This window comes from Aneurinibacillus migulanus (assembly GCF_001274715.1).
Taxonomy (GTDB): domain Bacteria; phylum Bacillota; class Bacilli; order Aneurinibacillales; family Aneurinibacillaceae; genus Aneurinibacillus; species Aneurinibacillus migulanus.
Map to the genome: position 1 here is coordinate 222,888 of NZ_LGUG01000002.1, position 22,064 is coordinate 244,951.

Here is a 22,064-nt window from a genome sequence, read left to right on the forward strand (position 1 = left end):
TGTAAACAAAGAAAAAACAGCAAAACGCTCCAAAAAAATCAAATTGTAAATAACGTCCTTTTTCACATAGCAAAAAAGGATAAAGGAAGCTTTCAACGTACAAACTAACCAAAAGTGGAGGGGATTTACATGAGTGAAATGCAGATCGTCGGTCCGAAGGGTCTACCGATTACTGGCAGCTTGTTTGCATTCCGTAAAAATCCATTAGAATTTCTGCGACAGGCATCAAAAGAATACGGAGACGTTGTTCATATGCGGTTTGGTCCTCGGCATCTTTACCTGATTAGCAATCCCGATTACATTAAAGAGATCTTGGTAACTAAACAAGGACATTTCCATAAAGCAAAAGGATTGCAGGTAGCAAAAGCAGTCGTCGGAGAAGGAATTCTAACAAGTGAAGGAAAGCAGCATCTGCGCCAACGCCGTCTTATGCAGCCTTCTTTCCGACAGGAGCACATTAGAAGCTATGGCGAAACGATGGTCGACTACAGCGAGGATATGGTAAACGGCTGGCACGACGGCGAAGAACGGTTGATTACGAAAGACATGATGGAACTAACGCTTGCCATCATTACGAAGACGATGTTCGGCACCAACATTACAGAAGGTGTCAATGACATCGGACATGCTATTGAAGTTGGGCTCAAGTATGTCAGTCGCCGCGCTTCTTCGTTCATCGACATCCCCGAAGCCATTCCAACCAGAAGCAATCGAGAATTTAAAGAAGCAGCACAAACACTTGATCGCGCTATCTACTCCATCATCGAGGAACGGCGTAAAAGCGAAACCTCGGGGCAGGGCGATTTGTTGTCCATGTTGCTTGCGGCGCGCGACGAAGAAGATAATACCGGTATGACGGACAAACAAGTACGCGATGAAGTCATGACTATTTTTGTCGCCGGACATGAAACAACCGCCAACACATTATCGTGGACTCTGTACCTGCTCTCCCAGCATCCCGAAGTAGAACAAAAGCTATGGGATGAAATCGACCATGTACTGAACGGACGACGCGTAACGGTCAATGATTTACCCAAGCTAAAATATGCGGAAAACATCATATGGGAAACGCTGCGGCTGTATCCGGCTGCCTGGATGATTAACCGGGAGGTAACGGATGCGGTAGAGATCGGCGGCCATGTATTCCAACCTGGTGAAACGCTGATGATGAGCCAATATGTTATGCACCGTACACCCGAATACTTCGACCAACCGGATCATTTTCGACCTGAACGGTTCGAAGGAAATCTCTTAAAGGAAATTCCACAGTTCGCATTCTTCCCGTTCGGTGGCGGACCACGCGTCTGTATCGGTAACCATTTTGCTATTATGGAAGCGACGCTCATTCTTGTGACGATTGCGCAAAAGTTCCAACTGCGCCTGATTCCCGATCACCCGCCGGTGGAACCGGAGCCTGTCGTAACGCTACGACCGAAGAATGGCTTGCATATGATTGTCAAGCAACGTTAAAAAACGAAGCGCTTTTTAGGCGCTTCGCTCTATTCAACAAGGTCCGAGATAGGGTCTTGTTTTCTTTACGGCAGATCAATCAGCATAAAATGCGTATTACTATGTGCTTTCAACTCCAGGGAAGATGTATTGGTAATACGTGCCGCATCCCGTTTGACAAGCGTCTTCTCTCCATTGAGTGCAAGCTCTCCCTCGATGATGAACACGTAGATTCTCCGTCCTTCTGGCTGAGTAAATGAAATCGTGCCGCCAGCATCCAATTTGGATAAATACAGTGTCAAATCCTGATGAATATGCGCAACACGATGTTCGTCCTCCTGCTTATTGGATACGATCGGCAGGAGGCGGTTCTTCAGCGCTTCCTGATCGTAAGCAAACTGTTCGTACGATGGCGTCAGCCCTTTTTCGTTCGGAAGAAACCATAGCTGAAGAAAATTGACATCTTCCGTATCGGATGGGTTAAACTCAGAATGTACGATACCGGTGCCTGCGCTCATACGCTGGATTTCTCCTGGTACAAGCACTTCCGTATTCCCGGTGCTATCCTGGTGTTTAAGCTGCCCTTTAAGTACAATGGACACAATCTCCATTTCACGGTGCGGGTGAGCTCCGAACCCGGTTCCTGATTGAACTATATCATCGTTAAATACGCGCAGCGGTCCGAACTGTAGGTTATTCGGATCGTAATATTCGGCGAACGAAAAACTGAAATTGCTTTGCAGCCAGCCATGATTGGTAGAATAACGGGAAGCTGCTGGATATATCGTAATCATGGAATACCTCCTAGTTAAACTTACTTTATGTAAGTATTTTACGATAGTATAGTTGAAGAGTCAATGGGGTCCTTCTTATTTTATACGTAAAGAACAATTCCCATCCCTTCCCCTTCCAACCACAATCCCCTGTCAAAAGATCAAGTGTAATTTATATATTCAAACCTGCCTGTGGAGAATACGATAAAGAATATAGGTGTTCGCATATTTTTATATGCTTCTATGAACAAATAACGCAAGATGATAGAATAGAACTATCCAGTTATTGGAATAAACAACTACAGGGGGAGAACAATGGTAAACCGAAGTAGAAGTAAGATATGGATGATTCTAGGCTTAATCTCTATTCTTCTCACTGCTGGATGCGGAGCATCCAATCAAAACCCAGACAGTTCAATGACGGATACGAGCCAAAGCCAGATAACTGAAATTGCCGATAACACAAATCCAAATACTGCTCCATCGGAAAAGAAACAGGCCGGAATGGCTGCCATGATGGTGTATCAAGCAGAACTTGGCCTGAATGTCAAAGACTTTGCAACCTCACAAAAGTCGCTAACCCAGCTAGTGGAAAAAATGAATGGATACATTGTAGAAGCAAGCTCTTACAACCAAGGAGAAGGAGACAGTCTGCTGAACGGCGATTTTCGTATCCGCATTCCTAACACCAAATTCAATACCTTCCTGGAGGAAACAGAGAAACTAGCGCTTAAAGTGACCAACCGTACGATACAGGGACGTGATGTAACAGAAGAGTATATCGATCTGGAAGCAAGACTTGCATCAAAGCAAGTGTTAGAGAAACAACTGCTTGGCTTTATGAAAAACGCACAAAAAACGTCAGATCTGCTTCAAATTGCGCAAGATGTAAACAAAGTTCAAACGGAAATCGAGCAACTTAAAGGCAAGATGAAATATTTGAAGAACCAAAGCGATTTTGCGACTGTTACCATCCATATGACGGAAAGCAAAGCTGTTCTTCCTTCCCTCTCTGACAATCCTGTAAGTACATGGGATAAAACAAAACAGCAGTTTATGAATAGTATTAAATTCATGGTAGATAGCGCTTCCGCTCTTTTTGTTGTTATCGTCGGTACGTCTCCTCTTCTACTTTTCATTGGCGCCATCGTAGCAGGAATTATTTACTGGAAGAAGAGGAAAGATAAAAAGGACGAATCTTTATAAAGTCTAAGGTGAACATCAAGAACAAGGCATAAGAAAAGATCGCCCTACTATAGCGTGGACGATCTTTTTTTACCATACTTATACACAATAGGAAAATTACGTATGTTATTTAGGAATGTTCGCTACGTATTAGCTGATATCCACATGTAAGGCATCAGCCAATCTCTCGCCGTATTCCCTATCAGCCCGGAAGAAATTGCAGATCGCTAGCAGTTTTGTTCTTTCATTAACATTCTGCAAATCATGGGACAGATTTCGAATCAGATTTGCTCTTTCTTCCTCTGAAAATGCGCGATATCGTTCACCGGCTTGCTTAAAATCATCTGTCTTATCAATTTTTTTACGCATAGCATAACCATGTAAAGGAGTTTCGCTTTCACGATATTCCGACGCCTCTTTTGGTGTATTATCATAGCGATTCGGTTCATAGTTGATATTGGATGCTTGTTGCTTCATCTGCATCGCCCCGTCCCGCTGATTGTTGCGAACAGGCGCGTACGGGCAATTGATTGGGATTTGCAGATAATTCGGTCCAAGCCGATGTCTCTGCGTATCCGGATAGGAGAACAGACGCCCCTGTAAGAGCTTGTCTTCTGAAGGTTCAATGCCCGGTACCGTAGCACTCGGTGAGAAAGCCGATTGTTCGACTTCGGCAAAGAAGTTTTGCGGATTCCGGTTCAACGTCATTGTCCCTACTTCAAGCAATGGGTATACATCCTCCGACCATACTTTTGTCGGGTCCAACGGATCAAATTCATGAATGTCCATATCATCCACCGGCATAATTTGGACGTATAAATCCCACTCCGGGTAATTCCCCCGCTCGATGTTATCGAATAAATCGCGTGTAGCGTGACTGGAATCTTTGCCCTGTACGACAGGAATTTCATCCATTGTAAGGTTTTTTATCCCCTGTTTCGGTTTCCAATGGTATTTCACATATACGACCTTCCCTTCGGCGTTTACCCATTTAAAGGCATGTACCCCGAACCCTTCCATCTGGCGGTAGTTTGCCGGTGTGCCATAATCCGAGAATACCCAGGTAAGCATATGTGTAGATTCCGGAGAAAGGGCCATGAAGTCCCAGTAACGGTCCGGGGTCTGGATATTCGTATCCGGTGCCGGTTTCAAAGCATGCACCATGTCAGGAAATTTCATCGCATCGCGAATAAAAAAGACAGGAAGATGATTTCCGACAATGTCATAGTTTCCTTCTTCTGTATAAAACTTCACCGCAAACCCGCGTGGATCGCGGGCTGTTTCCGGGGAACCGGCCGGATGAATAACCGTCGAGAAACGGACAAAAACCGGTGTTTCCAAGCCTTCCTCCTGTAAAAAGGCTGCCCTTGTGTATGCACGCATATTGTTTTTTACCGTGAAAACGCCATGAGCGCCGGCTCCACGTGCATGTACGACACGCTCTGGAATACGTTCACGATCAAAATGTGCCAACTTTTCAATCAAGTGATAGTCCTCTAGCAATGTAGGTCCACGTTGTCCTGCCGTTCTCGAATGTTGATTATCTCCTACAGGTGCTCCCTGATTGGTCGTCATATAGTTTTTCGATTCCATGGTTTTCCTCCTTATAAATAACGATATTCATTATTAATAATCACAAAATATTTAAAATGAATTTATTTATACAATAATTACTTATATAAAATCATTATAATTAAATGATTAAATTTAGTATATAAAGAGATACATATAAAGTCAATATCATTTATATGGAAATCATTCACCATAAGTAAAACCTAAGTATCAAAGTATAAACAAAAGGACCTGGCCTGTGACGTAGCCGGAATCATCAGATGCCAGATAAATATTCGTACGAAACGTATTATCCAACTGCTCTGTGGAAATGTTCAAAATACTTCCTCGCGCAAGTCCCCGGCAATCGTGAGGCCGAATATACATTGGTTCGGGAGACCGATACTCGTTTAGCGACTTCGTATCCGGATAAGTCAGGCTCTTCGTGAAACGTGATATAACATCGTGCTTCAAGTTCGGACAATCCTATCTTCTTAAGTAAATCAACCATAAAAACACCTCTTTACTACACGATAAGCAATATCAAAGCCCCTTCTAATCAGGAGGATTTTCCGATACTACTTTTATTTTTGATAATGTTAAGCGAGGCACGACTTTATAAGAAAATCAAGAAAGTTAAAAACTCCTATTTAGAATGCAGGGATTTCAAATCCATTTATAGAAATTTTGAGAAAATAAAACAAATACATGTAGTGCATACTTTCTGGGCTTTAAAGGAGTGGAAAATTTGAAGATAGCTTACTTACAACTTGCTTTATCTATGTCATTTGTAGGGGCAAATGTTGCCGTAGGGAAAATCATTGTACAAGAGGTTCCGATATTCCTTTTTTCAGAAATTAGATTTTTAATTGCTTTATTATTTCTTATTCCTATGCTTCTCATGAGTCGTCAACCAAAAGTAGATATGCAAAAAGGACATTGGTTGTTCTTATTTTTACAGTCTTTTTTTGGCGTTTTCTTGTTTAGTGTGTTAATGCTATATGGAGTTCTCTTTACTTCTGCCACCTCGGCTGGAATTATTACAAGTACAGTACCGGCAATCATCGCTTTACTATCTTTTTTCTTTTTAAGGGAACGGCTATCTGTACCTCAGATGTTTTCTATCGGTCTTGTAGTAATAGGTATATCCATTATTACTTTTCAAGATAATCGCTCACATACAGGAGGAAATTATGCGCTATTGGGAAACATTCTTGTGTTCGGCGCTGTAATATCAGAAGCACTGTTTACTATTTTTGCAAAAAAATTATCTAATGTGTTGAGTCCTATTCAAATGTCTACCGGAGTAAATATAGTAGGGCTTCTTTTATTTCTTCCTTTCGCTATAAAAGAAGCCATTTCTTTTGATTTTATTCATTTGGAAGTATCTATGTGGTTACTTATTATCTACTATGCAATAACCGCAAGCGTACTTTCATTTGTGCTTTGGTACCTTGGAGTTGCAAAAGTTAAGGCAAGCATTGCAGGGATTTTTACCGGTTTTATTCCAATTGCTGCTACACTAGTAGGTATCATCTTCTTGCAAGAAGCATTTGACTGGAATAAAGCAATAGGAATGGTTAGTGTACTGGCGGCAATCGTTTTAGGAACAAGAGGTACGTTAACACAGGAAAAAGAGCAGATACAGAATATCTGACCATATAACACGCCTGTCGATTATTCATAGGCTGGAAGAACGAAGATGCACGCGCAGGCGTGCTTTTTTCATCCATCTATGGATACCAGGGATGTTGATTCTTCTGAAAGGAATAATGAATACTTTCAGATAAAGGAAAAACAAGCTACCTTATCTTAGCTAAGAAAGATAACTTGTTTTCAAAAGTAGTACTCGATAAAATTTATGCACCCTTGATTGCTTTAACCTCATATGTGCTATGGCTGGAACTAATAATATGATCCGGCTTCGGCTTTCCTCTGCTTTGTCTGTGACCTTCAAGATGGGCTTCACTCTTCTCCCAATTTTTCCATGATTCTTCAGAATCCCAACGAATCATGACAACGACTTCTTCATCACCTTTTCTGCTTTTCTTAACCAAAACGCTCAAATCGATAAACCCTTCAGATTTTTCAATAGCTCCCTCTTGGCTGAAACGACTTACGACTTTATCAGAAGTGCCTTCCTTGACAATAATGGTTTTGGTTTCAATAAACATTAATCTTCTCTCCATTTCTTTATACAAAAGTAAGTTATTTCTATATTTTATTGATAAAGATTATCAATGTCAATTATTCCTCTGTATAAAGCTTTCGTTTTAAAGTTTCCACTACGTTCTATCAAAAAAACAGTCGTTCTCAAGTTTAGAACGACTGTTTTAATTAACATATTCGGCTCTATCTACGCTTGGTATATCTCAAATGCTTCCTCTGCAGTGCCATCGTTATGAACAATGTGGTTTAATGCCGCAACCATCCTTTTAGGAGTTGGATCTTGCACAATATTACGTCCTACGGCTACTCCTTTAGCACCTACATCCATACAATGTCTCACAAATTTGAAGTATTGCAATTGGTCATCTGTCTTCGGACCACCTAAAGCTAATACAGGCCTTTGCGCTCGTTTTACGATTTCCGCATCCCCTGGTTCCCCTGAAAATCTTGTTTTAATAATATCTGCGCCTAACTCAGTACCAACCCTTGCAGATGCTGCAATGATTTCAGGTTTATTGGATTCAGGAGTGGTTACAGCATAGCCATATGGCAATGTTTCACACATAAACACCATGTTCCATTTATCCGATTCACGTGCTAGTTCCCAGGCAATTCTGTGTGAAGCTACTTCATTATGCGCTCCTGGGAATGTCATGGAAATTACGCCATCAGCTCCAAGTCTTAAGGCGTCTTCTACAGTAACAAAGCCTTCAGTACTTGGTACACTCGGATCGAATATACCACTCGTAATATCTGCCCTAATTAATAGCCCTACATTTTGGAATTGTTTTTCGTGTGTCTTTGCCATTCCATACGTTACGAGAACCGTATCAAGTCCACTCTCAACCAATTCAGGTAGAATTTCTATCGTACGATCAATGCCATCCGTATCACTAGCAAAATTATAACGATCCAATGCAAGCGTAATCGACTTTCCATCATTTGCAAAAATTCTTGACATACGTCTTACCTTTGACATGTTATTTCTCCTTTTTCGATAAAATGATTTATATTTTTCAACATTTACTTTTCATTCATTGTACTTATATACATCGCTATCTCCGCAGCCAGCTTTTTAGGCGTATTAGCAAATGCATCTACTGTACTTCCAGCCATATGCGGTGTAATTGTTACATTATCCAATGTTAAAAAAGGATGATTTTCAGGCAGCGGCTCTTGGTCGAATACGTCTATCGCAGCGCCTGCAATCAGGTTGTTTTGCAAGGCATCAATCAAGTCCTTTTCATTTACTAAACCGGATCTTGCTGTATTAACAATAATTGCGGTTGGTTTCATCTTTAGAAAGTGTTCACGATTAATTAGATTCATAGTGTCTTCAGTTAAACGACCATGCAGTGTAACAATGTCTGACTCTTCTACTAATGTATCAAGCCCGACATTCGGAAACGAAGATTCTCCTTTAAAATATGGGTCGTGAAAGATAATTCTCATGCCAAACCCGTTTAAGAAGCGCCCCACTAATTGCCCGACATTTCCGAAGCCGATAATCCCCAGCGTCCGTCCTTCCAACTCAGGAACGAAAGCAGAGTTAGGAAATTCCTTTCTCCAATCTGCTTTTTTTAAGGCGGCATGGGAACGTGCAATATTTCTTATTTCTGAAAGAATTAATCCGACAGTGAATTCAGCAACACTGCGTGCATTCCTTCCGGGAGTATTCAAAACCATAATTCCTCTTTCTTTTGCAAGCCCTTCATTCACGTTTTCAATACCGCCCCGAAGCACGCCAATTATCTTCAAATTGCTTGCCTGTTCTATTACTTTTCTGTTAACGGGGGCAAATTGCGTGATGATTATATCAAACTCACTAATATTCTCAAGTAAGGATTCAGGCAAATCCAACGCTTCACTGCCCCCTTGTTCAACAGCCAGGTTATCTTTTTGCAAATGTTCAAGGTTCTCATGCTTCCATTCTCTGACCGTAACCTCTACTCCAGAATCCTTGAGTTTTTTTAGACCCTCCTCCATCATCTCTGCCGGGATAAAAAGATCGGCAATCGCGAGACATTTCATACCTATCACTCCTATAATCTATTATTTGGCTCATTTACGACAGGAATAGCACAATTCTTTGCTTCATCTGTTGTGGCTGAGCTTAACGCATCAACATGCCACCCGTAGCGTCAAGCGTTGCCCCGGTTATATAATTGGCTTTCTCTGAGACCAAGAATGATACAATCTCAGCTATCTCATGCGGTTTTGCTACTCTGCCCAACGGAATTCTATTTAAATAATAGTCCTCATTCTTTTGCAGCGAGTCTTTAATCATTTCTGTTTCTACAATCCCTAAGGCAAGATTGTTTACATTTATATTGTTTTTAGCTACTTCCCTTGCAAGAGAGATTGTAAAGCCTATCATTCCAGCCTTGCTTGCTGCATAGTGGGCATGTCCTGTCGTTGAGCCGTGAAAAGCAGCCTGGGAAGTAATATTTAATATTTTTCCTCCTTTATTTTGCTCCAGGCAATGATTTACAAAAGTTTGACTCGTAAGAAAAACGGAAGTAAGGTTCGTGTCTATCGTGCTATTCCACTCCTCTAAATCCATATCTTTTACATAGCTTTTTGGCCAAATCGCAGCATTATTTACCAATATATCCACTGTTCCAAAATGGTCGATGGACTTTTGTACAAGTTCAATGCAATCATTTGCCTGACCTACATCACATTGAATTGCAAAAGCTTCTCCACCTTTTTGTTTGATTTCTTCTACGACCTCAATAGCCTTTGCTTCACTTTTTTGATAAGTAACGACTACTTTAGCTCCTTCATCCGCTAACACGAGAGCAATCTCTCTGCCTACTCCCCTGGAACCCCCAGTGACAATTGCCGTCTTTCCCTTTATTCCAAGTTCCATGTTATACTCCTCCTTATATGCTCCAAACATGCTCCATTGCTTTCATGATTTTCTTGAATCTATCATATTTTTTCTTATACATCTCTTCCTGTTCTGGCTTCGGTTCGATTACTTGTTTGATTTTCACTATTTTAGAAGCAGCTTCTTCAATGGAAGAAAAATGTTTTGTAGCAACACCTGCACACATGGCAGTTCCCAGCGTTCCGTGTTCTTTCACTTCAACGATTTCAAGCGGTAACTGTAAGCAATCCGCAAACATTTGCAGCCAAACATCTGAATTTGTCACACCACCAGCTATACGGCAAGCAGTTGGCTGGTCACGATATTGCAGCAGTCTTTCAATGTGATACATGTGTCCGAATACAATACCTTCATAAACAGCCCGTAAAAGATGTTTTTTCTCATGCCAGTTATTTAAACCAATGAAGCAGGAAGTCGCATTCGCTACCGTATTCGATCCGAACAGAAATGGGAAGAAGATTACATCGCTTTCTTCCGGTTTTGTGTCTGCCACCATTTCATTACACAAATCATATATAGAAATCCCTCTGCTTTTAGCTATCGACTTCTCCCCTTCCAGGAATTGATTAATAAACCATTCGAGATTGCTTGCAGAGGTTGGACTAGCCTCAGTGGTTAACCAATAGTCAGATGCACAATAGATAGAGGTCATGAATAGTTCTTTGTCTATGACCGGTTTTTTCGTAATGTATTCATTAATGCTCCAAGTACCTGCCACAATGCAAAGCTTGTTTTCTTCGATAAGCCCGGTAGCAATAGCTGAAGCTGCAATATCGAAAATCCCTCCAGCGATAGGTGTACCTTCTTGTAAACCCGTTTCGTGTGCAGCCTCTTTTGTTACATAACCGCATATATCTGTCGAACTTTTTAATGGAGGAAGCTTTTGGAATACATCCCTTATCCCGAAGAAGTGTAGCAGCTCCTCATCATACTTTTTATCTTTTACGTTTAATAAGTTTGTTCCAGACATATCGGTTATTTCCGAGTATGCTTCCCCTGTTAAACGGTAACGAATCAGATCTTTAACCATAAAAATCCATTCAGCATTATTCACAGCATCCGGATGATGTTCTTTTAGCCAGGCTAATAATGCAACTGGCTGTCCGGCCCACATGGATTGCATCGTCTTAGGTAGCACTTCGCTAAGAAATCGCTCATCTTTGTACCACTCATCAATATACTTTTTAGCTCTCGTATCAGTAGAAATAATGCCATTATACGTAGGATTTCCATCCTTATCGACTAAGTACAATCCATTGCCGTGACCGGTTATTGCTATACCTTCGATGAGTGAAGGATCGATTTGTGATTGATGCAGTACATCTTTAATTACCGTTACATTCGCCTGCCATAACCCCTCAATATCTCTTTCAGTATGTCCAGGCTGTGGCATGAGCATTTTCGTCTTCTTACTCGAAACAGCTACCTCTTTCCCTTCAATTGTATACAAGGCTGCCTTCGTAACCGTTCCACCATTATCGATACCTAATAAATATTTACTCATTCAACTATCTCTCCTTATGCAAATAGTGAGGCCAGTTTAATTAATAACCATCCTAGCGGAGTGGTTGCGCCTCCGACCAGGTTAGCTAATTGCGTTGATTGACTTACATTTTCAGGAAGCGTAACATTCGCTATTCTGGCTGCATCTGTAAAATATTCTGCAACGCTTGTGCCCGCATATAACACCATCGTCAATATGAGAAGCCCGGTTATATAGAGACGAACCATATTTTGTTTCAAATAAGGAGCAGCCATCGGAAGCAAGAAGACTAATGAAGCCAGATCCGTGAATGGCAATAATTTATTACCTGGCAAAATAACGGCCAAAATTAATGCCGAAGGAATCATAAGCAATCCCGTTGCCAATACCGAAGGGTGTGCAATCAAAACGGCCGTGTCCAGGGCAATATAAAATTCTCTATCAGGAAACTTTTTCTTTAAATAAACTTCTGCTGCATCTCTTATAATTGTCAGCCCTTCAACTAAGACATCTACCATCTTCGGCAGCAAGACCATTACTGCAGCTACGGTTACCCCGAGCGTCAATATCGCAGAAAGATCAAATCCAGCTAAAATCCCTAGCAAGATACCAAAAATCGTTCCTAAAGTTAATGGTTCACCTAATATTCCAAACTTTTTCATTACGGTTTCAGGGTCTGCTTTAATGTTTTTCAGTCCTGGGATTCGATCAATAATCCAGTTTACCGCAATACCAACGGGTACAAATACCGCTGTTGTCCCATGCGGGAAGGATACCCCCTTCAAATTAAATTCTTTCTGGATTTTGGGAGCGGTTACATCAGCAATAAAGAGAACGACCAAGAAATGAAGTAGTGCCGCAATACTTGAAATGACAATACTGTCTGTAAAACTGTAAATAACCGCTCCCGTTATCATAAATGTCCAAAAGTTAAATATGTCGATATTAACAGTTTTAGTTAATTTACATACGAGAAGAACGATATTTAAAATAATGGTTCCAAATACGACAAACGGCACGATAGGCGTGCCCCAACCAATCGTTGCAGCAACCGGCCATCCTGGGTCAATAACAGTTAAATCAAGATTGAAGCGCTTTACCATCGCTTCCGCAGCTGGACCCAAACTTTCTAACAACAAACTGATAATAACATTGATTCCGACAAAACCAATCCCTACTAACATTGATGCTTTAAACGCCCTACCTAATCCTACTCTAAACAGCATGGCCAAAATAAAAAATATAATTGGCATCATAACCGAAGGACCTAACTTAATCACCCAATCAATAATCCCCATGTTCCATTCCCCTTCTTGTTTAATTTTATATATAAAAAATCCCCACAAAGAACAGACAGGAATATTACCTGTCAACTTTGTGGGGATTCTCATTATCTCATGCCCAATCAATCTATTTTGTTGTAGATGACTTACCATAATTCGCTTTTACTTGTCGTCAGCGCATGAAAACCTGCATTAAACACTTGCTTGATCGTTTCAGGGGTATCTATAAATCCTCCGGCCAATAAAGGAACACCGGGTGCTGCTTTTTTTATGGCATTAACAAAATGTACAGCAAAAGGTGCCGGTAACATTTCAATTCCATCAAGGTGACACTTTTCAAGCGACTTCATACCGCTTTCAAAAGATCTTGAATCCAAGAGGAATAGCCTATAAATAGAGAGCAACTCTATTTTTTTTGCAGCGTTTACAATTCTTTGATTTGGCGATATGACGCCGTCTACTTCGAATAATTCTTTTAGAATCTTAACCCCTTTGGTATCCTTTGTCAAGCCCTCGACTAAATCCAAATGAACGATTACTTTCTTGTTTTCTTCATGGCATTTTTTCGTTAGGCTCTTTAAGTTTCCGATGTGAACATCAGAAAGTAGGATGAATGGGGAATCGCTTTTTAGTGCAGCATCTAAATATTTTAATTTACGGATCGAAGGAATAATCGTATTCTGTCCTAAAATATTTATCACACCCTACAGAGTAAAACGTTTTCAGATGATTTTAATATATGAATCGTTACCTTGTCAATTATCAACCGTGTTATACGACTCCTCGCTCCGAAGATAATGCTCCGTTGTTATCGGACGTAACAACTGTCTCTAAAAGCATTAACCTGTACACAAAAGGAAAACATAATTTAAAAGTCTTATCGCAGAGGTGTCATCTTGTTAAAACCAATTATTTCAGTGTTTTTAGCAATGGGACTTATAATTGCTGTACCATTCACTTGTCACGCTGAAACTATATATAAACCACCTGAGCAATCAAAGGAAGAATTATATCAAGACATTTTTGTCTCCTTGCTTATGCCATATATTCAAAAGCAAATAGATAATTATTACACAAAAATCCTAACTACCTCCCCTGTAGTTTATCCATATTTGGTTTATGTTTTAAAAGCCGAAAGAATCGGGAATTATCGTTCCTTCGATTTTTTAGTGAAACTTAAAGTCACTCCAGTTGTTGGACCACATATTTCTGTCGGCATCGATTACTTGACATTTAGAATAGGGGGGAGCGGCGGTATTGAATTAAAAAAGTTTGAGCATATAAAAACTGAGGAGCTGCCCGCAAACTGGAAACACATTATTAGAAATTAGCTGGCGCTTCAGGCTTTACTCTTCGCCTGAACCTGATGGACCTACTTTGACGGGATGATGCACAAGATTAGCTCCAGAGACAAAGGTGGGATTCTCAGGAACCAATTCACCTATATACATCTGGTTTGATAAATCGACAAATGTTTATGGTGGGGGGGAAGAAAAGAATATGTAAATGTATAAAGTGAGATGTATATAGTATGTAACATATGATGTGGTTAAATATCTGCATTTGTTACCGTTTTAAGGGAACGATAGTTAAAATAACTAAAAGCTGATATTTCTAAAATAAAGAAATATCAGCTTTTGATTTAAAAATGTTCATACTAATACTTTATACATTTCATTTTTAAAAATAAGTGTTTCTCAACAATCAGAATGGCAAATCATCATCCGAAATATCAATCGGACGTTGATCGTCTGCGAACGGATTTTCATTCCGGCTAGATCGTGCTACTCCCCGTTCAACTTCTCCTGTCCCTTGCCCACCTCCAAGAAATTGTACATTCTCGGCAATAACTTCGGTCACATATACCCGACGCCCCTCATTATTCTCATAGTTGCGAACCTGAAGGCGGCCTTCCACAGCGGTTTGCCTTCCTTTATTTAAGTATTGAGCGCATAACTCTGCCTGCTTGCTCCATACCACCACAGGGATAAAGTCAGTTTCCCGTTCGCCCTGCTGATTGGTGACCCTCCGATCAACCGCAAGTGTAAAGGTGGCAACGGCTGTACCGCTCTGCGTATAGCGCAGCTCTGGATCTTTTGTTAATCTGCCAATCAAAATCACCCTATTTAACATCGTGTTCCCTCCTCTCTCGTTTCTTTAATCGTGTGCACATATCACATGTGCTTGTACACTCGTTCACTATATTAGCATTCGGCAAAAAGTCGCTTGCGTATACTGCTCTATGCCGATTTCTCCTCTGTGTTTTCCAATCGTGCCCTTCTCAGCTGCTTGAAGTAGCGGTGTACCGAGGTAAAGTGTGCAGATGGTAAAGCTTCCACTGTCGTAAAGCGTCTCCCCATCTCCTCTGCTTCTTGTACGACATCAACTTTATGCTTAACGAGGTATGCAATAATAGCCTGTACAATATCTGCCTCTTGAGCATTCTCATTAAAATCATGAATCAGGCCGCGCAGATAATTGGCCTGCATGTCATTAATGAAAGCTGAACTTTCTACTTCGCCTCGTTCCTGAGCCTTCTCCGTTTTCTTCTCCATTTTTTCGGATGGTATACGCTCATCTTCTCGATTTTCCTTATAACCAAATACATCGGAATAGAATATACCGTCTGTCCAATCCATCTTCTCATAAAAAGATTTGAATGAATCAGGGAGCACTGGAATACCGTATTTGTATTCGTACTCCGAGAGACCAAATTTCTTAAGGTTCTGTAGATAGAACTTGCTCTGTGGCTGCCCCTCTTTATTACGGTTCGCCCGAATAGAGATGACTTCTCCCCGATAAATGTGCGCCGCAATCCCTAACCAGGAGCTGCATTTCTTCATTCCATCCGATACAGCGGATTTAATTGCCTGTTCCATTGCATCGCCACCTGGTTTGGCGTCTCCGCGCAGCTTGCTGATGGCATGTACGCCATACTGACGTACGCTGTGCTCCTTGCCATTAATGATAGCACGAACCTTTACCCATACCCCTACACACCAAGTGTCTGTATTTACTTGAGCTTCTTCTGCTTCATATTGAAATTGATCAAACAACAGTGCATTCCTATCCGCAATACACTGTTGGGAAATATAAATATTGCCGTCATAATTCACTTTATAATGGCGGTACAGAAACGGAGCATCCGCTAGCTTTAGCCAGCGTTCCTTCTCCATCATTTGCTCTCTATAGGAGTCAGACATTTCAACACCTAATGATTGCGCTATTTTATCAATGCTCATACTGCTTTCCCCTTTCTTAGATGCTCACACAAAACACGTCGGGAAATCACGCCTATACAAGAACTTATGTTCTCATTATAGTACATACGTTCGCTTTTAGCAAGCAAATAAGGGGGAACAAAACTTATTTCGGCTTTGGCAATGCGGCAAACGAATAACCTTGTTTGCCAAGACGGTCGATGATCTGCGGTAATACCTTCAATGTTTGCTGTCGCTCATGCAACAAAATAATCGATCCTGGACGTACGTTTTGCAAAACATTATCTATGATTTTTTCCGGGTGCTTTGCCAAATTCCAATCCCGGCTATCTACATCCCAATAGATTACGTATTGTTTTTCATCGGCTGCTATTCGCTTTGTCATGTCATTCATCGCCCCATATGGAGGGCGGAAGTATACGGAAGGCACCTGTATGTGCTTCTCCACTGCACGAATCGCATCCTTGATTTCCCGCTCTTGATACGATTTCGATTTCCCGGACAGCGACGCATGATGCATCGTATGCGTACCAATGACATGTCCTGCATCAGTCATTTCTCGACCGATATGGCCGTAGGCTTCTGTCATCCGCTGTCCAATCCAGAAGAAAGAACCTCGTATCCCCCTCTCCTCCAGAACGGATACAATTTTTTCTGTATATGGGCCTGGACCGTCATCAAACGTCAGGTAAATCACTTTTTCGCCGTTCTTATAATCCAGGTTAGTAACTGCTTTTCCCGGCGGCATTGTAACAGAAGGTCTTGCTGGTGCAGGAGTTGTAATTTGCGTACTTTTCTTTTCTGGTTCCTGGATTTGTATTACCGGCTCCGTTTGCCGTATTTCTTTTAACTTCCCAGCCAGTGGCGGAGCTGTTAAAGCCGAAGTGACCGCCTTAGCATCTTCCACATTGTTCCAAGCGACTCCCGCTCCTCCACATGTAAGCAGCACTGCCGTCGCCAGCAGTACGTTTCTCTTTCTAAATACACCCATGATGAAACGCCTTCTTTCCCCATCTGTATATATAATTTGATATCTGGAAACTTTTGATGTTCAGTTCAAACAGCTCCCATTATCCTGCAATGCGTCTCCGAAAGGGTTAAAAAAAGGTTAACCGAACCGTTCGCTATGTATAGAATTTCTTTCCATTATCTCATTCCTTCTGCCCTCTAACGTGCTATACTGGGCGTAAGAATGCAGGGGGTGATACATCTTGAAACACTTGCGAAATGGACTTATTTTGACCTGTATGCTGTCCACTATAACAGGAGCTTCTACCTTTGCTGCTCCTCCAATGTCAACAGCTACAACGACCAAAGTAGAAGCCTTGCCCGTATCAACTTCAGATGCCGGATACGGTAGCATCCCGGCTAATATACAGCAAAAAATTACAGGCATCTCTTTTACGAAGAAGACACCTGTAAAAATGAGCGATCTATCGTATGTACGTGTACGATACATAGGTTTTGATAATAAGGCACATACAGGGGAACTTATCGTTCACAAAAAGCTGGCAAAGGACGTATTCGAGATTTTTGAAGAGCTATATCAAAAACGGTATCCGATTGAACAGGTCAATCTCATCGATGAGTACAAAGGATCAGATGAGCTATCGATGAAGGCTAACAATTCTTCCGCATTTAATACGAGAGCTATAGCTGGTAAGAAAACAATGTCAAATCATAGCTACGGCATTGCCGTCGATATCAATCCGCTGCAAAATCCTCATGTAGTCGGGAGTAAAGTAAGTCCGGCAAGCGCCAAAGCATATGCAAACCGGAAAGTCGCCCGAAAGGGAATGATTATGAAAGGAGACGCGTGTTATAACGCGTTTAAAAAGCGTGGCTGGAGCTGGGGTGGAGAATGGAAAAGCTCCAAAGACTATCAACACTTTGAAAAGAAAATCAAATAAGGCAAAAATGAAGCTGCTGTAGCGGATAAACCCGTGCGGCAGCTTCATTTTATTTGAGAGAAGAAACTTTTTCACATTATATCGTATGCGATACTTTAGAATCGATCCATCGAAAAGCTTGCTCAAAATCCCGGATTACATCCTCCGCATCTTCGATTCCTACAGAGATACGTAGCAGCGTATCCGTAACTCCCATCTGCTTACGCTGCTCTTCCGGTATGCTGGCATGCGACATCCGGGCTGGATACGTAATAATGCTCTCCACAGCTCCGAGGCTCACCGCGAGGGCAGGCAGAGTTAGATTATGTAAGAACTGCTCTACCTGCTCTACGCTGCCAAGCGTAAACGAAATCATCCCTCCGAAGCCTTTGGCTTGTTTGAGTGCCAGTTCATGCCCTGGATGTTCCGGTAATCCAGGATAATATACGGCTTCTACCTCAGAGCGTGACGCAAGCCAAGATGCGATTTGCCGTGCATTTTTCTCATGCTGGTCCATCCGTACTTTTAGCGTCTTCAAACCACGCAGCAAAAGCCAGGAATCTTGCGGTCCAAGAATAGCGCCGAAAGCATTCTGGATGAAACCAATTTCGTCCGAGATTTCCTGGCTGGCCACCACAACGAGGCCCCCCACTACATCGCTGTGACCGCCAATATACTTCGTGGCGCTGTGTACTACAATGTCTGCTCCCAATTCCAGTGGACGCTGCAAATAAGGCGTCATGAACGTGTTATCGACAATCGTCAATAATCCCCGCTGTTTAGCTATCCGGGATGCTTCTTCAATATCGGTAATGTTCATCTGCGGATTGGACGGGCTCTCCAAAAAGATAGCCCGCGTCGCCGAGGTAATCGCCGCCCGTACTGCTTCTGTATTTGTCGTATCAACGAATTTTCCACGAATGCCAAAACGAGGGAAGAGCTTTGTAATCGCTCGGTACGTGCCTCCATATATATCATCCGAAAGCAAGACCTCATCTCCTGCACTTAATAAACAAAAGACAGAAGAGATGGCAGCCATTCCTGAAGAAAACGCAAAACCTGCATATCCTCCTTCCAATTCAGCGATCGTCTGCTCAAGCGCCTCACGAGTCGGATTCCCGGAACGGGAATAATCGAATTTCCCCGGTTCGGAAAGCGAAAATTGATGGAATGTTGATGCCTGATAAATGGGCGTACTTAGCGCGCCATGATGTCTCCCACTACTAGGCTTCGCCTGAACAAGCTTGGTTCCGAAAGACACTTCTTCCCTCTCGTTATTGTTTAACATCGTAACGCCCCCTCTAAATCTATAAGTAAATCATCTATATTCTCAATGCCAACAGACAATCGTAACAACCGATCGGTAATCCCAAGTTGCGCTCTTACTTCCTCTGGAATATCCGCGTGCGTTTGTCGAGCGGGAAACGTAATAAGACTTTCCACCCCTCCGAGACTTTCCGCAAATGTAATAACTTTTATGTTTTTTAAAATACGGGGCACGAGATCAGAATTACGAACAGAGAAGGATAACATCGCTCCAAACCCGGACGCCTGCTCACTAGCAAGATGGTGGCCGGGATGTTCCGGAAGTCCCGGATAATATACAGCTTCCACTTCAGGATGCTTCTGCAGCCATTGGGCTAGAGCCAGAGCGTTTTGTTGCTGTCTCTCCAGTCTTACCGCAAGCGTTTTAATGCCACGCAGGATAAGCCAGGAATCTTGCGGTCCGAGAATCGCTCCGCACGCATTCTGCAAAAGTCCAATGCGCTCGCCTAGTTCTTCTTCACGCACTGCTACAAGACCCGCAACCGTATCATTGTGTCCGCCTAAATATTTCGTCGCACTATGCAATGTAATATCTGCACCACATGCGAGCGGCTGCTGCAAATATGGTGTCATAAATGTATTATCAACAATAAGCAACAAGTCGCGGGCTTTTGCTAGATCAGTAATCCTTCTAAGGTCGGTAATTTTCATAAGCGGATTGGTTGGTGTCTCGATAAACAAAGCCCGCGTCTCTGGACATATCGCAGCTTCTACCTTTTCTATACAGGACGTGTCAACAAAGCTTGCAGTAATGCCTAATTCATGAAATACCTGTGCAAGCAGCCGGTAGGTCCCTCCGTATAAGTCTTCGGATACAACCAGATGATCACCCGGCTTAAACAGGAACAATACCGTGGTAATAGCCGCCATTCCCGAAGAAAAGGCGAACCCTTTAGTACCTCCTTCTAGAGCCGCAATCGCTTGCTCCAATGCTGTACGAGTCGGATTGGCAGTACGTGAATAATCATAGCCCGTACTTATCCCCAGCTCTGGATGTTGAAATGTAGCGCTCTGATAAATCGGAGTACTAATCGCCCCCGTTGTGTTATCTTTTTCCATACCTGCTCTTACAAGCAATGTCTCCATGTTCATATTCCTTCTTCATCCTCCTGATTTTCTTAAAGTAGCAAAAAAGAAAGCACTCTCTGTCGCAGAGAGTGCTCATGTTATAAAAACAGGTCTACACTCTCTCATCGCCAGGAACAATCATTCCACAGGCATTAGCACCGTTTAAGCGAGAATGTATCTTCGCTTAATGGTTGCCGGGCTTCATCGGGCCAGTCCCTCCACCGCTCTTGATAAGAGAATATTTATTTATGCATTTACAGCTTCAAAACATTCCTTTACAAATAAAAAACCTCTCTATCTGAGATAAAGAGGATTGTGCGCATCCTTCTTATCTCTCAGGCTTATACTATCCTGCTGGATTTGGCACCTTCCTCCCTTTTAATAAAGGTAATGGGGTTGCCGGGCTTCATCGGGCCAGTCCCTCTGCCGCTCTTGATAAGAATAATCAGTATAATTAATTTTCTCAATCATAATTCGTTTTCACTCGAACTGTCAATCTTTTTTTAAAAACGAAAGAAAATTCGGCAAACAGTAGAGATAAACGTTCTTCTAAAACGAATGTCATATCCTATGGTAAGGTAATTGTATAGAAAAGACAGTAAGATTCTCGTTCGAGTGAATGGAAATCGTACCTCCATGCTTCTCTATTATTTGCTTGCAAACAAATAATCCTAACCCAGTGCCAAGATCTTTCGTGGTGAAAAAAGGCTCAAAAATCGTCTGTAGTACTTCTTTGTCAATAATCGGGCCATTATTTGAAACGGTAATAACAATTTTTCCCGGGATTTTTCGCAATGAAATTTCTATCTTTTTTTCTTTCTCTTTTACATGTAACGCTTCAATTGCATTAAATAAAATATTGATAAGGACTTGCCTAATTTCATCGTAATAACCGTGAAATAAAATATTACACGTCAACTCTTTAGATATATCGATATGGTTGTTAAGAAAGCTAGGATACAGAAAATTTAATACTTGATTAATCAACTGTTCCATATCGAAATCTTGCTTTTCTTTCCCGATAATTTCTTTTTTAGAAAGCATTAAAAATTGGGATACACGGAAATTAAGCTCCTCTAATTCGCTATCAATAATGTCTATGTATTTTAAATCAGGATATTCAGTTTTCAATAACTTAATAAATCCTTTGATAGAAGTAAGCGGATTACGAAATTCATGGACAAAGCTCGAGGTCATCTGTCCAAGAATAGAAAGTCTATCCTTATGGTTCGTATCAATCACAACTGACTTTTCCTCAAGCATTTTATTTTTTAATTCGGTATAATGAGAGACCGCATAATACAAGAATAAATCGAAGCATTCATTAATACGGTCAATGGTAGGTTGTAGCTCTTCCATACTCATCCCGAATAACGTTAAGCGCTTAAAAATTTGGCTTCGTCCAGCGTTTACATTATAAACGAATTCCCCGATGTTAATATTCGCCTCTATCCGCTCCTCCGCAATTCGATATGCAAGACGCTTCAATGTCTCTTTCTCGCCCTCGTTATCGAGAATCTGAATAACGATTTCATACATTTTTGTCCCATTTCGAAACACTTTATTCCGGAAAGGATCATTCTCCGAAACAAAAGCATTCTCTCTCCACTCTCTTACTAATACGTCTGCTTGCTGTTTCAGGAAATCAGTAAACCTTTTCATATCGTCCATTATACTCATCACTTTCCTTATAAGAATGGAAGTACAATCATCTTCGACATGCAGTAGTAGATACCTGAAAAACCCTTGCTTTATATAGTCTACGATTCAATCC

General features: G+C 41.6%; 20 protein-coding genes, 1 pseudogene and 2 riboswitches. Of the genes and pseudogenes, 5 read left to right on the forward strand and 16 right to left on the reverse strand.

Going from position 1 to position 22,064, the window contains the following annotated elements; genetic code table 11:
• Positions 1–129 precede the first annotated feature (129 nt).
• Positions 130–1,470, forward strand: a complete 1,341-nt coding sequence (locus AF333_RS01125) for a cytochrome P450 (protein WP_043068686.1) — start codon at positions 130–132, stop codon at positions 1,468–1,470.
• A gap of 65 nt (positions 1,471–1,535) precedes the next feature.
• On the opposite strand, the gene AF333_RS01130 is transcribed toward AF333_RS01125, so the two are convergent.
• Positions 1,536–2,243 carry a pirin family protein gene (locus AF333_RS01130; RefSeq protein ID WP_043068685.1) on the reverse strand — a complete coding sequence of 236 codons (708 nt, stop codon included), beginning with the start codon at positions 2,241–2,243 and terminating at the stop codon, positions 1,536–1,538.
• 294 nt (positions 2,244–2,537) lie between these two features.
• Here AF333_RS01130 and AF333_RS01135 point away from each other — a divergent pair, with 294 nt between their 5' ends.
• Positions 2,538–3,428 (forward strand): DUF4349 domain-containing protein, encoded by an 891-nt coding sequence (locus AF333_RS01135; protein WP_052812389.1) that lies wholly within the window; start codon positions 2,538–2,540, stop codon positions 3,426–3,428.
• Between the two features lie 129 nt (positions 3,429–3,557).
• Here the strand turns inward: AF333_RS01135 and AF333_RS01140 are convergent, their stop codons facing one another.
• Positions 3,558–5,000: a catalase gene (locus AF333_RS01140; protein ID WP_043068684.1), complete on the reverse strand. Its 1,443-nt coding sequence runs from the start codon at positions 4,998–5,000 to the stop codon at positions 3,558–3,560.
• Between the two features lie 325 nt (positions 5,001–5,325).
• Positions 5,326–5,469: pseudogene (locus AF333_RS31410) on the reverse strand (helix-turn-helix domain-containing protein); the annotation flags it as partial.
• Positions 5,470–5,697: 228 nt separating this feature from the next.
• On the opposite strand from AF333_RS31410, the gene AF333_RS01145 reads away from it, so the two are divergent.
• A complete protein-coding gene (locus tag AF333_RS01145; RefSeq protein WP_321167146.1) occupies positions 5,698–6,615 on the forward strand; it encodes a DMT family transporter in 918 nt (305 codons plus the stop codon).
• Positions 6,616–6,817: 202 nt separating this feature from the next.
• On the opposite strand, the gene AF333_RS01150 is transcribed toward AF333_RS01145, so the two are convergent.
• The 7 genes from AF333_RS01150 to AF333_RS01180 all read right to left on the reverse strand — a co-directional run bounded on the left by AF333_RS01150 (position 6,818) and on the right by AF333_RS01180 (position 13,487).
• Entirely contained in the window at positions 6,818–7,132 is a 315-nt protein-coding gene (locus tag AF333_RS01150) for an antibiotic biosynthesis monooxygenase family protein (RefSeq protein ID WP_043068683.1), read from the reverse strand.
• A gap of 182 nt (positions 7,133–7,314) precedes the next feature.
• Positions 7,315–8,106 (reverse strand): class I fructose-bisphosphate aldolase, encoded by a 792-nt coding sequence (locus AF333_RS01155; protein WP_043068682.1) that lies wholly within the window; start codon positions 8,104–8,106, stop codon positions 7,315–7,317.
• 44 nt (positions 8,107–8,150) lie between these two features.
• Entirely contained in the window at positions 8,151–9,158 is a 1,008-nt protein-coding gene (locus AF333_RS01160) for a 2-hydroxyacid dehydrogenase (protein ID WP_043068681.1), read from the reverse strand.
• Positions 9,159–9,240: 82 nt separating this feature from the next.
• The gene (locus AF333_RS01165) at positions 9,241–9,999 is read right to left on the reverse strand and encodes an SDR family NAD(P)-dependent oxidoreductase (protein WP_043068680.1); all 759 of its coding nucleotides are present in this window, start codon (positions 9,997–9,999) and stop codon (positions 9,241–9,243) included.
• Positions 10,000–10,012: 13 nt separating this feature from the next.
• Positions 10,013–11,524, reverse strand: coding sequence for an FGGY-family carbohydrate kinase (locus tag AF333_RS01170; protein WP_043068679.1), 1,512 nt, complete (start codon positions 11,522–11,524; stop codon positions 10,013–10,015).
• Between the two features lie 14 nt (positions 11,525–11,538).
• Positions 11,539–12,801 carry a PTS galactitol transporter subunit IIC gene (locus AF333_RS01175; protein WP_043068678.1) on the reverse strand — a complete coding sequence of 421 codons (1,263 nt, stop codon included), beginning with the start codon at positions 12,799–12,801 and terminating at the stop codon, positions 11,539–11,541.
• Positions 12,802–12,932: 131 nt separating this feature from the next.
• Positions 12,933–13,487 (reverse strand): glycerol-3-phosphate responsive antiterminator, encoded by a 555-nt coding sequence (locus AF333_RS01180; protein WP_200894287.1) that lies wholly within the window; start codon positions 13,485–13,487, stop codon positions 12,933–12,935.
• Between the two features lie 195 nt (positions 13,488–13,682).
• Between AF333_RS01180 and AF333_RS01185 the strand changes: the two genes are divergently transcribed.
• Positions 13,683–14,117 carry a DUF3888 domain-containing protein gene (locus tag AF333_RS01185; RefSeq protein WP_052812388.1) on the forward strand — a complete coding sequence of 145 codons (435 nt, stop codon included), beginning with the start codon at positions 13,683–13,685 and terminating at the stop codon, positions 14,115–14,117.
• A 373-nt stretch (positions 14,118–14,490) separates the two neighbouring features.
• Here the strand turns inward: AF333_RS01185 and AF333_RS01190 are convergent, their stop codons facing one another.
• The 3 genes from AF333_RS01190 to AF333_RS01200 all read right to left on the reverse strand — a co-directional run bounded on the left by AF333_RS01190 (position 14,491) and on the right by AF333_RS01200 (position 16,998).
• Positions 14,491–14,919 carry a single-stranded DNA-binding protein gene (locus AF333_RS01190; RefSeq protein ID WP_043068677.1) on the reverse strand — a complete coding sequence of 143 codons (429 nt, stop codon included), beginning with the start codon at positions 14,917–14,919 and terminating at the stop codon, positions 14,491–14,493.
• Between the two features lie 107 nt (positions 14,920–15,026).
• Positions 15,027–16,028, reverse strand: coding sequence for a Rad52/Rad22 family DNA repair protein (locus AF333_RS01195; RefSeq protein ID WP_043068676.1), 1,002 nt, complete (start codon positions 16,026–16,028; stop codon positions 15,027–15,029).
• Positions 16,029–16,152: 124 nt separating this feature from the next.
• Complete coding sequence (locus AF333_RS01200) at positions 16,153–16,998, reverse strand: polysaccharide deacetylase family protein (protein ID WP_052812387.1); 846 nt, start codon at positions 16,996–16,998, stop codon at positions 16,153–16,155.
• Between the two features lie 220 nt (positions 16,999–17,218).
• Here AF333_RS01200 and AF333_RS01205 point away from each other — a divergent pair, with 220 nt between their 5' ends.
• Positions 17,219–17,917 (forward strand): M15 family metallopeptidase, encoded by a 699-nt coding sequence (locus AF333_RS01205; RefSeq protein WP_052812386.1) that lies wholly within the window; start codon positions 17,219–17,221, stop codon positions 17,915–17,917.
• A gap of 76 nt (positions 17,918–17,993) precedes the next feature.
• Here the strand turns inward: AF333_RS01205 and AF333_RS01210 are convergent, their stop codons facing one another.
• The 3 genes from AF333_RS01210 to AF333_RS01220 form a co-directional block, all read right to left on the reverse strand.
• Complete coding sequence (locus AF333_RS01210; protein ID WP_139188885.1) at positions 17,994–19,184, reverse strand: trans-sulfuration enzyme family protein; 1,191 nt, start codon at positions 19,182–19,184, stop codon at positions 17,994–17,996.
• Complete coding sequence (locus AF333_RS01215) at positions 19,178–20,314, reverse strand: trans-sulfuration enzyme family protein (protein WP_043068675.1); 1,137 nt, start codon at positions 20,312–20,314, stop codon at positions 19,178–19,180. Before AF333_RS01215 ends, AF333_RS01210 begins: the two co-directional genes overlap by 7 nt.
• Positions 20,315–20,409: 95 nt before the next feature.
• A riboswitch (SAM riboswitch) is annotated at positions 20,410–20,527 on the reverse strand.
• A gap of 88 nt (positions 20,528–20,615) precedes the next feature.
• Positions 20,616–20,732: riboswitch (SAM riboswitch) on the reverse strand.
• A 119-nt stretch (positions 20,733–20,851) separates the two neighbouring features.
• On the reverse strand, positions 20,852–21,970 hold the full coding sequence (locus tag AF333_RS01220) for a histidine kinase N-terminal domain-containing protein (RefSeq protein ID WP_321167147.1): 1,119 nt from the start codon (positions 21,968–21,970) through the stop codon (positions 20,852–20,854).
• Positions 21,971–22,064 lie beyond the last annotated feature (94 nt).